The 13,557-nt window shown below is 74.1% G+C and carries 7 protein-coding genes; 2 read left to right on the top strand and 5 right to left on the bottom strand.

From position 1 onward, the window contains the following. The 5 genes from IPZ69_RS43975 to IPZ69_RS43955 form a co-directional block, all read right to left on the bottom strand. The coding region (locus tag IPZ69_RS43975; protein ID WP_235460520.1) for a type I polyketide synthase at positions 1-5,634 on the bottom strand (5,634 nt) is incomplete at its 3' end. A 22-nt stretch (positions 5,635-5,656) separates the two neighbouring features. Continuing rightward, positions 5,657-6,874, bottom strand: a complete 1,218-nt coding sequence (locus tag IPZ69_RS43970) for an alanine racemase (RefSeq protein ID WP_235460522.1) — start codon at positions 6,872-6,874, stop codon at positions 5,657-5,659. Positions 6,875-6,963: 89 nt separating this feature from the next. Beyond that, positions 6,964-8,472 (bottom strand): AMP-binding protein, encoded by a 1,509-nt coding sequence (locus tag IPZ69_RS43965; protein ID WP_235460519.1) that lies wholly within the window; start codon positions 8,470-8,472, stop codon positions 6,964-6,966. Between the two features lie 11 nt (positions 8,473-8,483). Further along, positions 8,484-10,085, bottom strand: coding sequence for an AMP-binding protein (locus IPZ69_RS43960; RefSeq protein WP_235460518.1), 1,602 nt, complete (start codon positions 10,083-10,085; stop codon positions 8,484-8,486). 1 nt (position 10,086) lies between these two features. Next, positions 10,087-11,013, bottom strand: a complete 927-nt coding sequence (locus IPZ69_RS43955; protein WP_235460517.1) for an ACP S-malonyltransferase — start codon at positions 11,011-11,013, stop codon at positions 10,087-10,089. 232 nt (positions 11,014-11,245) lie between these two features. Here IPZ69_RS43955 and IPZ69_RS43950 point away from each other — a divergent pair, with 232 nt between their 5' ends. Together IPZ69_RS43950 and IPZ69_RS48025 are read left to right on the top strand one after the other, a co-directional pair. Continuing rightward, entirely contained in the window at positions 11,246-12,853 is a 1,608-nt protein-coding gene (locus IPZ69_RS43950) for an acyl-CoA carboxylase subunit beta (protein ID WP_374295993.1), read from the top strand. Further along, positions 12,850-13,038: an acyl-CoA carboxylase subunit epsilon gene (locus tag IPZ69_RS48025; RefSeq protein ID WP_374295990.1), complete on the top strand. Its 189-nt coding sequence runs from the start codon at positions 12,850-12,852 to the stop codon at positions 13,036-13,038. Before IPZ69_RS43950 ends, IPZ69_RS48025 begins: the two co-directional genes overlap by 4 nt. Positions 13,039-13,557 lie beyond the last annotated feature (519 nt).

Here is a 13,557-nt window from a genome sequence, read left to right as displayed (position 1 = left end):
GCCGTCCAGGAAGGCGCCCTGGTTGACGTACGTCTTGCCGGGGGCCTCCGGGTCGGGGTCGTACGACTCCTGCCACAGCGGGCCACGGTCGGACGGGAACGCGGAGACCGCGTCGCCACCGGCGGCCAGCAGACCCCACAGACCCTCCGGGGAGGTGACCCCGCCGGGGTAGCGGCACGCCATGCCGACGATCACGACCGGGTCGTCCGACCCGGGCGCATCCCGCCGCTCGACCCGCGAATCGACCGCCAACGTCTCATCGGAGCCGCCGAGTTGTTCGTCCAGGTAGCGGGCCACGGCCGTCGCGTTCGGGTAGTCGAACGTGAGGGTGGCGGGGAGCCGGAGCCCGGTCGCCGCGCCCAGCTTGTTGCGGAGTTCGACGGCCGCCAGGGAGTCGAAGCCCAGGGTGCCGAAGCCGCGTTCCGGGTCGACGGCCTGGGGGCCGTCGTGGCCGAGGGCCGCCGCGACATGCGTGCGGACGAGGGTGAGGAGGCGCCGTTCGCGGTCGGCCGCGCCGAGGCGGGCCAGTTCCTCCGCCAGGGAACCGGACTCCGCGAGGGCCGAACCGGCGGTACGGCGGGTCGGCGTGCGGACCAGTCCGCGCAGGACCGGGGGCAGTTCCTCCGTGCGGGCGCGCCGCGTCAGCGCCTGCTGGTCGAGGCGCAGGGCCAGGACATGGGCCGGGGCGTCCGGCAGTTCAGCGGCCGCGTCCAGCATCGCCAGGCCGGCCGCCACGCCGTGCGCGGGGGTTCCGGCCCGCGCGGCGCGCGACACGTCGGCGGGGGCGAGACCGGCCGCCATGCCACCGGCCTCGGGGTCCCACAGGCCCCACGCCAGCGACAGCGCGGGAAGTCCCTGGGCGCGGCGGTGTGCGGCCAGCGCGTCCAAGTAGGCGTTGGCGGCGGCGTAGTTCGCCTGGCCGAGGGCGTCGAAGGTGGCGGCGGCGGACGAGTACAGGACGAACGCGTCGAGGTCGCGGTCGGCCGTCAGCTCGTGCAGGTGCCGGGCCGCGAGGGCCTTGGGCGCCCACACCGACTCCAGACGCTCCGGCGTGAGCGAGTCGAAGGTGGCGTCGTCGAGGACGCCCGCCGCGTGCACGATCGCCGTGACGTCCGGGTGGGCGTCCAGCAGCCGGGCCAGCGCCTCACGGTCGGAGACGTCACAGGCCTCCACCGTCACGCTCTCGGCACCCGACTCGCGCAGTGCGGCGACGAGTTCGTCGACACCCGGTGCGCTCGCGCCACGGCGGCCCACCAGCAGCACACCCCGCACCCCGTGCTCGGCCACCAGATGCCGGGCCGTCAGCGCGCCCAGGCCGCCGGTGCCGCCGGTCACCAGCACCGTGCCGGAGGTGGACCACGAGCCGCTGTCCGTCGGCGCGCTCTCCCTGACCAGGCGCGGCACGAACCACTCGGTCCCGCGCAGCGCCAACTCCGGCTCGCCGTCCGGCAGTACGTCGGGAACGGCGGCGTCGGCAGCCACGTCCAGCAGCACGATCCGGCCCGGGTGCTCCGCCTGCGCCGAGCGCACCAGTCCCCACACCGCCGCCTGCTCCAGGTCCGTGTCGCCACCGGTGTTCCCGGCGGCCGGCGTCACCGCCCCCCGGGTCACCACCAGCGACCGTGCCTCGCCCGCGAGCGAAGCCTGCAGCGAGGTGAGGACCTCGCCCACCGTGGCGCCCGACACGACCTCGAACCCGGCGGTGTCCACCGTCGGACCCTGGACCGGGGTCCACTCGACCCGGTACAGCGGCACCGTCCGGCCGGCCGGGGCCCCGTCCGCCGCGGGGCGCAGGACCAGCGAGCCGACCGTCGCGACCGTCGCGCCGGCCGGGTCCGCCAGGTGCAGCCGAACGCCGGAGGAGGCCGGGGAGACGTGCACGCGCAGCGCGGTCGCCCCGGCCGCCCGCACGGTCACATCGGTCCAGGCGAAGGGGAGTTCGGGACCGGCGATCTCCTCGTCGAGGCCGATGACATGCAGGGCCGCGTCCAGGAGCGCGGGGTGCAGGGTGTAGCCGGCCGGGTCCACGCCGTCGGGCAGGGCGACCTCGGCGTACAGCTCCGCGCCCTGCCGCCAGGCCGCGCGCAGGCCCTGGAAAGCGGGTCCGTAGCCGTACCCCTGGGCGTCCATACGGGCGTACGCGCCGGTCACGTCGAGCGGCTCGGCGCCCTGCGGCGGCCAGACGTCGGGGGAGTCGGTCGCGGTGGCCGCGGCCGCGGGGGCCAGCAGGCCCTGGGCGTGCGCGGTCCAGTCCGAGTCGGCCGTGCGGGAGTGCACGGTCAGCGGGCGGCGGCCGTCCGGCCCCGGCTCCTCGACCACGAGCTGGATCTCGACGCCCGACTCGGCGTCCGCCAGGACCAGCGGCGCCTGAAGAGTGAGTTCCTCGACACTGTCACAGCCCGCCAAGTCGGCGGCGCGTACCGCGAGTTCGACGAATCCCGTGCCGGGGAGCAGCACCGCGCCGCCCACCGCGTGGTCGGCCAGCCAGGGGTGCGTACGCACCGAGAGGCGGCCGGTGAGGACCAGGCGCTCCGAGCCCGCCACGGTCAGCGCGGCGCCCAGCAGCGGGTGTTCGGCGTCCGAGAGTCCGAGGGAGGCCGGGTCGGCCGGGCCGTCGTCCAGGGCGTCGAGCCAGTAGCGCCTGCGCTGGAAGGCATAGGTGGGCAGGGGCACGGCTTCCCGGTCCGGGCCCAGGTAGGCGGACCAGTCGACCGGTACGCCGCGCAGGTGCAGCGCGGTGACCGCGCCGACCAGCGTGCCGGGCTCGCCGTGCCCGCGGCGCAGGGCGGCCAGCAGCTGCCCCTCGGTCACCGACTCCGCGCCCATCGCCGTGAGCACGGCGTCCGGACCGAGCTCCAGGAACGTGCGGACGCCCTGCTCTTCGAGCGTGCGGACCGCGTCGGCGAACCGCACCGCCCCGCGGACGTGCCGCACCCAGTACTCGGGGTCGGCCAGCTCCTCGTACGACACCTCGCGCCCGGTCAGCGTGGACACGAGCGGGATGCTCGGCCGCATCGGGTTCAGTACCTGGGCGAACTGGCGGAACTCGGCGAGCATCGGTTCCATCAGCGGGGAGTGGAAGGCGTGGCTGACGGTGAGCTTCTTGGTCTTGCGGCCGGCCTCGGAGAAGTGTCGTACGACCTCGTCCACGCCCGCCTCGGGGCCGGAGACGACTACCGACATCGGGCCGTTGACGGCGGCGATCCCGGTGCCCTCGGGAAGGACCGACAGGACTTCGTCCTCGGTGGCCTGGATGGCGGCCATCGCGCCCCCGGCCGGCAGTTGCTGCATCAGTCGGCCGCGCGCGGACACGATCAGCGCCGCGTCGTCCAGCGACCACAGCCCCGCCACGTGCGCTGCCGCCAGCTCACCGATCGAGTGCCCGGCCAGCACGTCCGGCCGCACGCCCCAGGCCTCCAGCAGCCGGAACAGGGCGACTTCCAGGGCGAACAGGGCGGGCTGGGTGTAGTGGGTGGCGTCGAGTTCGGTGCCGGCCTCGCCGTACAGCCCGTTCTCGCCGAACACGACGTCCCGCAGCGGGCGTTCGAGATACACGTCGAGCGCCGCGCACACCTCGTCGAAGGCCCGCTCGAACTCGGGGTAGGTCTCGTACAGTTCGCGGCCCATGCCGATGCGCTGGCTGCCCTGCCCGGTGAACAGGAACGCCAGCGGGCCGCCGGCCGGCTCGCCGCGCAGCGGGGCCTCGCCCCGGGCGACGGCCTCGACCCCGGACAGCAGGGTCTCCCGGTCGGCCGCGACGACGGCGGCGCGGTGCGGGAACGCCGTACGGCCCGCGAGGGCCGACGCCACGGACTCGGCGGAGAGGCCGGGGTGTTCGCGCAGGTGCCGGGCGAGCCGGTCGGCCTGGGCGCGCAGCGCCTCGTCGGTCCTGCCGGACACGATCCACGGCACCACCGGCAGTGACGGTGTCGCGGTCGGCGCGGCCGTCGTCGCCGGCTCCTCGGCGGGTGCCTCCTCGACGATCACGTGGGCGTTGGTGCCGCTGATCCCGAACGACGACACGCCCGCGCGCCGCACCCGGTCCCCGGCCGGCCACGCCCGCTGCTCGGTCAGCAGCGCCATCGAACCGGCCGACCAGTCGATCCGGGACGAGGGTTCGTCCACGTGGAGGGTGCGCGGCAGCAGTTCGTGGCGCAGCGCCTCCACCATCTTGATGACCCCGGCCACGCCCGCGGCGGCCTGGGCGTGCCCCAGGTTCGACTTGACGGAGCCCAGCCACAGGGGCTCGGCGCGGTCCTGTCCGTAGGTCGCGAGGAGGGCGCCCGCCTCGATGGGGTCGCCGAGGCGGGTGCCGGTGCCGTGGGCCTCGACGGCGTCGACGTCGGCGCCCGTCAGGCCCGCCGAGGCCAGCGCCCGCTGGATGAGGCGGCGCTGGGCGGAGCCGTTCGGGGCGGTGAGTCCGTTGCTCGCGCCGTCCTGGTTGACGGCCGAACTCCGTAGGACCGCGAGGACCTTGTGGCCCCTTCGGCGGGCGTCGGAGAGCCGCTCCAGGACGAGGAAGCCGACACCCTCGGCCCAGCCGGTGCCGTCGGCGGCCTCCGCGAACGGCTTGCAGCGGCCGTCCGGGGCCAGGCCCCGCTGCCGACTGAACGCCGTGAACGTACCGGGGCTCGACATCACGGCCACCCCGCCCGCGAGCGCCAGCGAGCACTCGCCCGAGCGCAGCGCGTGCGCCGCCAGGTGCAGCGCGACCAGCGACGACGAGCAGGCCGTGTCGACGGTCAGGGTCGGGCCCTCCAGGCCCAGGGCGTAGGCGACGCGACCGGAGATGACGCTGGTGGCGCCGCCGGTCAGCAGGTGCCCCTCGAAGCCCTCGGGGGCCTGGTGCAGACGCGGGCCGTACTCCTGGGGCTCGGCGCCCACGAACACGCCGGTGGTGCTGCCACGCAGCGCGGTCGGGTCGACGCCCGCGTGCTCCAGGGCCTCCCACGACGTCTCCAGCACCAGCCGCTGCTGCGGCTCCATCGCGGCGGCCTCGCGCGGGCTGATCCCGAAGAAGTCGGCGTCGAACTCGGCGGCGCCGTAGAGGAATCCGCCCTCGCGCGCGTACGTCTTGCCCGGCGCGTCCGGGTCCGGGTCGTACAGTCCCGCCACGTCCCAGCCGCGGTCCTCGGGCAGCGGACCGATCGCGTCGGCGCCCGCCGCGACCAGCTCCCACAGCTGACCGGGCGAGGCGATGCCGCCCGGGTAGCGGCAGGCCATGCCGACGATCGCGACCGGCTCGGCCGGGTCCCGGCCCTCGTACCCGTCCAGGGCGTCCGTCTCGTCCGCCGCCTCGCCGAGCAGTTCGCGCAGCAGCCGGCCGGCGAGCGCCCGGGGGGTGGGATGGTCGAAGGCGATGGACACCGGCAGGTCGACGCCGGTCGCGGCGGACAGCCGCCGCTGCAGGTCGACGATGGCCAGCGAGTCGAGTCCCAGCTGCAGGAAGGGCAGCGACGGATCGAGTTCCCCGTCCGCCTCCCGGCCCGCCGCGCGCAGTGCCGCCCCGGCCTGCTCGACGACGAGCCTGAGCAGCCGCCGTTCCTGGGCGGCCCTGGGCATACCGGTCGACTCGACTGCCGGCGAAGGCTGTCCGGAGGGGTCGTGGGCGGGCTGAGCGGCGGACTCGGTCATGGTCACTGAACTCCAGTGTGGGTTATGCGACTTCGGTACGGGTCGTGGCGAGGCGCGAGGCCGAGACCACCTCGCCGCCGCTGAGCAGCACCTCCACCGGGGCCGGCCGGCCCAGGAAGAGGAGCAGGCTGGCGGTGGGGCCGTAGGCGCCGATGTTCGGCACCGCGAGCACGTCGCCCGGCTCCGGCGCCGGCATCCGCACCGAGCGCGACAGCAGGTCGCCGGGGGTGCACAGCGGGCCCGCCAGACTGACGGGGATCGGGTCGCCCGTGCGGTGGTGGGCCGGGTCCACGGACAGCGGGAGCAGCCGGCCGAGGCCGGCCATGCCGCCGAGGGTGTTGATGCCCGCGTCGAGGATCGCGAAGACGCGGCCCCGGCTCTCCTTGACGTTGGTGACGGTCGTCAGCAGCCGCCCGCTGTCGCCGACCAGGTGCCGGCCCGACTCGCAGGCGATCTCCAGTGCGCCCTCGCGCCAGCGCGGCAGCCGGGTGTCCAGGGCCTTCTCCAGGGCGGCCCGCAGGTTCGGGTACACGGGCCGGTCGCCGGGCACCGAGTAGGGCGCCGCGAAGCCGCCGCCGATGTCCAGCATCCGCAGCGGGAGACCGAGTTCGCGTTCCAGCTTCGCGGCCTGCTCGATGGTCGCCTCGAACTCGGCGATCAGGCTGTCCTCGTCCTTGGAGTTGGACAACGGGAAGAAGTGCGCCCCGGCCACCTCCGTCCCCGGTACGTCGAGGAGGGCCGGCAGCAGGGCCGGGAGGGTCTCCGCGTCGATGCCGAACTGCGACGGCGTCCCGGTCATCCGGATGCTCGTGGTCGCCGCGGCCGCCGCGCTGTTGACGCGCAGCAGCACCTGGACCACCACCCCGTGGCGCACGGCCTGCGCGCCCAGCCGGCGCAGGTCGCCCGCCGACTCCACGGAGAAGGTGCGCACCCCGGCGGCGAGCGCCACGGCCAGCTCACCGGCCGTCTTGCCCGGACCGGAGTAGAGGATCGACCCCGCCGGATGCCCGGCCTCCAGGGCGGAGGCCAGTTCGCCGGTGGAGCACACCTCGGCGCGGCAGCCGCCGTCGCCCTCGCGCAGCGCGCGGACCAGGCCCGGGTGCGGGTTGGCCTTCAGCGAGTAGTAGAGCGTGACCCCCTCGGGCAGGGCCGCGCGCAGATCGGCGCGGGCCCGGGCCACCCGGTCGAGGTCGTACACGTACAGCGGCGATCCGTACCGGGCGACCAAGTCCCGGTCCAGCGCGGCCTGTTCGGCGGCCGTGACCGTACCTGTGGCCGTACCCGTGGCCCTGCTCGTGTCCGTACCCGTGGCCGTACCCGTGGACGTCGTCACTTGGCGCCCTCGGCGTCGAGCAGCGCGGCCAGCTGCTGCTTGGCGTTCTTGCCGTTCGAGGTCAGCGGGAACGCGTCGAGCACCTTGCACAGCGCCGGCACCTTCACGGCCTCCAGGCGGGTGGCCAGTTCGCGCAGCACCGCCTGCGGGGTCAGCTCGTCCGACTCCACGAAGATCATCAGGTCGCGGTCGGCGGTCGGCTTCAGCGCGGCCGCGTTGCGCACACCCGGGATGTCCATCGCGGCGCCCTCGATCTCGATCGTGGACACCCGCATGCCCTTGCGCTTGAACATGTCGTCGCGGCGGCCCTCGAAGTACAGGTAGCCGTCGGCGTCGACCCGGCCGTAGTCCCCGGTGAACAGGCGGGTTTCGCCGGACTCGGCGTCGGGGCGGTAGGTGCGCGCGGTGATCTCCGGCAGGTTCCAGTACCCGGCCATGACGTGCGGGCCGGTCACCGTGATCTCGCCGCTCTCGCCGGCCGGCACCTCGTTGCCGTCGGGGTCGAGGATCGCCACCCGCGTGCCCGGGATCGGCAGACCTGACGAGCCGGGACGCTCCTGGTCCTGGTCCGGCGGCATGATCGTGATGCGCTTGCACTCCGAGATGCCGTACATCCGCACCACCCGGGCACCCGGGAAGCACTTCCACAGGCCGTCGATGATCCGCTGCTCGAGGGCCGCGCCGGTGCTGGTGAACATGCGCAGCCGGGTCGGACGCGGGTCGCGCTGCGCGAGCCGGATCAGCGGGCCGCCCAGCGAGGGCACCAGCGGCAGCACGGTGGCGCCGCTCTCCCGGATGAGGATGTGCAGCTTGGAGTCCGCCTCGGAGTCGGCGAGGACCAGGCTCGCGCCGGACACGGCGCACAGCAGCACCTGGAAGAGGCCGTAGTCGAAGGAGAGCGGGACGCGGACGAAGACGGTGTCGTCGGCGCGGTAGCCCAGCACCTCGTTGATGGAGCGCGCGGCGAACAGCATCTGCGCGTGCGGGCAGATGATGCCCTTGGGGGTGGCGGTCGAGCCGGAGGTGTAGATGAGCACGGCCGGGGTGTCGGCGGCCTGGCCGGCCTCGGCGGTGTCCCCGTCGGCCGCCAGCTCGGACCACAGCGCGCCGACCTCGTGCACCGGCCGCTCGGTCAGGCCCGACGCCCACTCGCCCACGCCGTCCGCGACGACCACGAGACGCGGCTCGCAGTCGGCGATCACCGCGCGCAGGTGGAACTCCTTCATCTCGGCGCTGATCGGCACCAGCGCGGCGCCGACGCGGGAGGCCGCGTACAGCAGCGCCGTCGTCTCGCGCACGTTCGGCAGCCGTACGACGATCCGGTCGCCCGGCGTCACACCGGCCCGGCGCAGCCAGTCGGCGGCCGCCCGGGTCTGCGCCGCGAGCTGCTCCCAGGTCCAGGAGTCCCGGGCGTCGCGCACGGCGACGTCCTGCGGGCGCGCGGCGGCCTGGGCGTCGACGAGGTGGTGCAGCAGCGTCGCGTCCTTGGTCAGGTTCTCGTCCACGGGGTCTCTCCTTAGTGGTCCGTGGCAGGATCGGCGTCGGGTCGGCTCGGGGTGCCGCGGTCCAGGAGCGTCTGCGCGCGGGACCTGAGGGCGGAGCGGTCGATCTTGCGGTTGGCGTTCATCGGGAACTCGTCCAGGTGCGTCAGCAGCCGCGGCACCATCGCCTTGGGCAGGTCCGCGGTCAACTCCTTGGCGAGCAGGGCGCTCTGGGCGGCCCGGCCGGTGTAGAAGGCGACCAGTTCGTGGCTGCCGGCCACAGGCACGGCGACCGTGACCGCGTCCTCCACCCCGTCCAGGGCGCGCAGGGCGTGGCTGACCTCGGACAGCTCCACGCGCCAGCCCTGCACCTGCACCTGGTCGTCGGCGCGGCCGAGGTAGGTGATCTCGCCGTCCGGCCAGCGGCGCACCCGGTCGCCGGTGCGGTACCAGCGCCGCCCGTCGTGGTCGAGGAAGCGGCCCTCGTCCTCGGCCGGGTCGAGATAGCCGTCGAACATCTGCGGCCCGGCGATGCACAGTTCGCCCTCGTCACCGCCGGTGGAGCCGTCGGGGCCGACCAGGACGTGGTCGAGGGTCTCGTACACGGGCCCGATGGGGACGATGCCGTTGACGTACCGCTCGTCGGGGGTGGCCGGCGAGAGGCGGTGCGTGGTGACGGTGATGGTCAGCTCGGTCGGGCCGTACAGGTTCTCCACGGTGCTGTGCGGGGCAGCGGCCTGCCACGCCTCGGCGTCGTGCCGGTGCAGCGGCTCGCCCGCGAACAGCGACCGGCGCAGCCCGTCCAGCGCGCCCGGGGCCAGCGCCCTCGACCGGCGTGCCAGCGCGATGGCGGCCGGGGTCGAGAACCACACCGTCACGCGTTCCTCGGCGAGGAACTCCGGCAGCGCCCGGTACGCCCGCATCGGCAGCGGCACCACCCGGGCGCCCGCGCCCCAGGCGCAGAACAGGTCGAACATCGCGCAGTCGAAGGTGAGGTCGAAGGTCTGCGTGAAGACGTCGTCGGGCCCGAAGCCGTACCGCCCGTGCTGTGTACGGAAGTAGCTGTCAGCGGCGCGGTGGGTGGTCGGCACGCCCTTGGGGCGGCCCGTCGAGCCGGACGTGAACAGGATGTAGGCGGTTTCCTCCGGGTCCACCACGCGGGGCGCGTCGAGCGGCGTGCCCGGCAGGGTCCGCGCGCCGGCCGCGACGAGGGGCACGCCCGCCATGCCGATCCGCTCGTACGCCGCCACGCCCCGGTCGTCGGCGATCACGACGTCGGCCTCGGCGGCCTCCAGGACGGCCCGGTTGCGCGCGGCGGGGAAGTCGGGGTGCAGCGGTACGGCCCGTGCGCCCAGGTACAGCGCGGCCAGCAGCCCGGTGTACGCCTCGCCGCTCTTGCTGCCGAGCACGGCGACGGTCCGCGGCACACCGCCGCACGCCTCGACGGCGGCCCCGGCGAGCGCGAGCGCCGCCCGGTGAGCCTCCGCGTAGGTGGTGCCGCGCCCGTCGACCCGGAAGCACTCGCGCTCGCGCGAGACGGCGAGCCCGCGCAGGAACAGCCCGTGCAGGCTGCCCGCGAACTCGCCCTCGTCAGCCGTCAGTCGTTCCTCGCGGCCGGGGGAGACCTGGGTCGTCATGTCACACCCCCGCCGCGGCCGTCACGGCACTCGCGGGCCGGGCCGACGGCGCGCGCAGTGTGCGCTCCGGTGACACCGGGACCACCTCGAAGCGGGAGGTCGCCGACTCCACGCGGCCGAACAGGGCGTCCGGGCCGGCGATCACGAGGCGTTCGACACCGCGGGCCTTGAGCGCGTCGAGGGTCGCGGGCCAGTCGACGGGGCGTACGAAGTGGTCGAGGAGCATCTGACGCAGCTCGGCGGCGGTGGTCAGTTCGGTGCCGTCCTGGTCGGCGATCACCGGCAGCGCCGGGTCGCGCAGCGGCAGGGCGTCGATGACCTCGCGGGCCGCGAGCTCGCGCAGCCCGGTGAACAGGGAGGAGTGCATCGGCGGGCGCATCACGTAGAGGGGCAGGGCGCCGATCGCCCGCAACTCCCGCTGAAAGGCCTCCAGTTCGGCCTCGTGCACCGACACCATCTGGAACCCCTCGTCGAGGCGGCAGGCCACCTCGTGCCAGGCGCCCCGGGCGTCCATGCCCGCGAACAGCTCGCGCAGCCCCTCGGCCGGGGCCCGGACGAACGACTGCGTCACCACGTCGCGGTGCTCGCGCGCGAAGTACTCCGCGGTGCAGCGCGCCAGCCCCGCCGTCATCCGCACCGTGTCCGCGAAGTCGAGCGCGCCGCTGAAGCCGACCGCGGGCTTCTCGCCGAAGCTGGGCCCCGCGCACTCCGCCGGTTCGGCGCCGAGGTCCTCGCGGGCCCGCTCGGCGAGCGCCGTGCACACCACCATGAAGGCGACCTGCGCCGCCGGGGCGTACTCGTCCTCGCTCTCCCGGAACGCGTCGAAAAGGGAATGGCCGAGGACGTCGTCCGCGACCGCAAGCAGCTTCTTGGCATGGGAATCGAGAAGGAGGAAGCGCCCGAGTTCCCGGAAGCGTGTCGGCCCCATTCCCGGGAATACCATCGCCGTTGTCATCGCAGCACCCGTCTTGTCGCGAACTGGCCTCGTTCGGACAGTTCTAGATGCCGGGCAACGCCCCACCAACCCCTATTCGACCCCGTCCGCCACCCTTAATAGGGGGCCGCCGCCGACCATAGGGGGTGATCGCTGTGGCCCCTTGCCGGACCGCCCGGTTTGAATTGACGGTCCGAATACCCTGAGCCACCTGGATGGGTGACCCATGACCGTGACCGAGGACACCACCTCACTCGCCCCCATGACCCAGCCGCCGCCACGCCCCGACCCCCGCTCCCGCGTGGCCCTGCTCGACCTGGTCAAACAGACCGTGCGTGAGGGGCCCGGTCCACGCGCCACCGAGCAGCAGTGGGCCAAGGGCAAGCTGACCGTCCACGAACGCCTCGAACTGCTCTTCGACAAGGGGAGCTTCCAGGAGGTCGAGCCGCTGCGCCGGCACCGTGCCACCGGCTTCGGCCTGGAGAACAAGCGGCCCTACACGGACGGCGTGGTCACCGGCTGGGGCACGGTCGAGGGCCGCACGGTCTTCGTCTACGCCCATGACTTCCGGATCTTCGGCGGCTCCCTCGGGGAGGCGCACGCCTCGAAGATCCACAAGGTGATGGACCTGGCGCTCGCCGCGGGCGCGCCGCTGGTCGCCCTCAGCGACGGCGCCGGCGCCCGCATCCAGGAGGGCGTCACCGCGCTGGCCGGCTATGGCGGCATCTTCCGCCGCAACGTGGCCGCTTCCGGGGTCATCCCGCAGATCAGCGTGATGCTCGGCCCCTGCGCGGGCGGCGCCGCCTACTCGCCGGCGCTCACCGACTACGTGTTCATGGTCCGCGGCACGTCACAGATGTACATCACGGGCCCGGACGTCGTGCAGGCCGTCACCGGCGAGCAGATCAGCCACGACCAGCTCGGCGGCGCCGACGTCCATGCGACGGTCTCGGGCGCGGCGCACTTCGCGTTCGAGGACGAGGCCGAATGCCTCGCGGAAGTGCGCTACCTCCTCTCCATGCTCCCGCAGAACAACCGCGAACTGCCGCCGGCCGTACGCCCCGACGACTCACCGACCCGGCGCTCCGAGGCCCTCCTCGACCTGGTGCCGGGCGACCCCGGCCGCTCGTACGACATGCGTCCCGTCATCGAGGAGATCGTCGACGACGGCGAGGTCTTCGAGGTGCACGCGGGCTGGGCCACCAACATCATCTGCGCCCTGGCCCGGCTCGACGGCCATGTCGTCGGCATCGTCGCCAACCAGCCCTCCTCCTTCGCCGGCGTCCTGGACATCAACGCCAGTGAGAAGGCGGCCCGCTTCGTCCAGTCCTGCGACGCCTTCAGCATCCCGCTCGTCACGCTCGTCGACGTCCCGGGCTTCCTGCCGGGCCGCGAGCAGGAGCACGGTGGCGTCATCCGCCACGGCGCGAAGCTCCTCTACTCGTACTGCAACGCGAGCGTCCCCCGGATCTCGGTGATCCTGCGCAAGGCGTACGGCGGCGCGTACATCGTCATGGACAGCCAGTCCATCGGCGCCGACCTGACCTTCGCCTGGCCCACCAACGAGATCGCGGTGATGGGCGCGGAGGGCGCCGCGAACGTCGTCTTCCGCCGTGAGATCGCCGCGGCGCCGGACCCGGAGGCGGCGCGCGCGCAGCGCATCCAGCAGTACCAGGAGGAGCTGATGCACCCCTACTACGCCGCCGAGCGCGGCCTGATCGACGACGTCATCGACCCCGCGGACACCCGGGCCGTCCTCATCCGCTCCCTGGCGATGCTGCGCGCCAAGCACGCCACGATCCCGTCCCGCAAGCACGGGAACCAGCCGGTATGAGCGACGCCGAGGACCACCCCATCCGCGTCGTACGAGGCGACCCCGACCCGGAACAACTCGCCGCCGTCACGGTCGTCCTCCTGGCCCTCCTCCGAGGCACAGAACCAACTACCTCCCCCCGCCCCCTGTCCACAGGCTGGGTCCAACCCACCCACCGCCTACCGGGCTCCTGGTCGACTTCCTAGCCCGGGGCCCATGACCCAGGCGCCGCCGCCCTCCCCTCCGGGGCGGCGGCGCCCCCGCGTCCCCCGCCCCACCGACCCGCGCCGCTTCCGTCCCACGCTCCGCCTACAGAGCCGTGCCGCGTCCGCCGCGCCTTCGGCCCCTTGGCCCGGGCTGCTGCCGTGCCGTCTCCCGCCCTCTGGGCCGGGCTGCTGCCGTGCCGTCTCCCGCCCCCTGGTCCGGGTTGCTTCCGTCCCACGTTCCGCCTACACAGCGGTGCCGCGTCCGCCGCGCCTTCGGCCCCTTGGTCCGGGCTGCTTCCGTGCCGTCTCCCGCCCCTTGGTCCGGGTTGCTTCCGTCCCGTCTCCCGCCCCTGGGCCGGGCCGCTTTCGTCCCGTCTCCCGCCTAGGGAGCCGTGCCGCTTCCGCTGCGCTTCCCGCCGACGGAGCCTGGCCGCTTCCGTGCCGCTTCTCGCCCACCGAGCCGGGCCGCTCCGGCGCGCCTTTCCGTCCCACCGAGCCGCTTCCGCCCCGCCTCCCGAT

Source organism: Streptomyces olivochromogenes, from assembly GCF_021538895.1.
GTDB lineage: Bacteria > Actinomycetota > Actinomycetes > Streptomycetales > Streptomycetaceae > Streptomyces > Streptomyces olivochromogenes_A.
Note: the sequence above shows the minus strand (reverse complement) of the source record. Positions and strands in the feature narration are given on the sequence as shown.

What these genes read in the sequence shown, in the direction of transcription:
- IPZ69_RS43960 (WP_235460518.1), bottom strand. Translation starts at nt 10,085, where the DNA reads ATGACGACCCAGGTCTCCCCCGGCCGCGAGGAACGACTGACGGCTGAC.
- IPZ69_RS43955 (WP_235460517.1), bottom strand. Translation starts at nt 11,013, where the DNA reads ATGGGGCCGACACGCTTCCGGGAACTCGGGCGCTTCCTCCTTCTCGAT.
- IPZ69_RS43950 (WP_374295993.1), top strand. Translation starts at nt 11,246, where the DNA reads ATGACCGTGACCGAGGACACCACCTCACTCGCCCCCATGACCCAGCCG.
- IPZ69_RS48025 (WP_374295990.1), top strand. Translation starts at nt 12,850, where the DNA reads ATGAGCGACGCCGAGGACCACCCCATCCGCGTCGTACGAGGCGACCCC.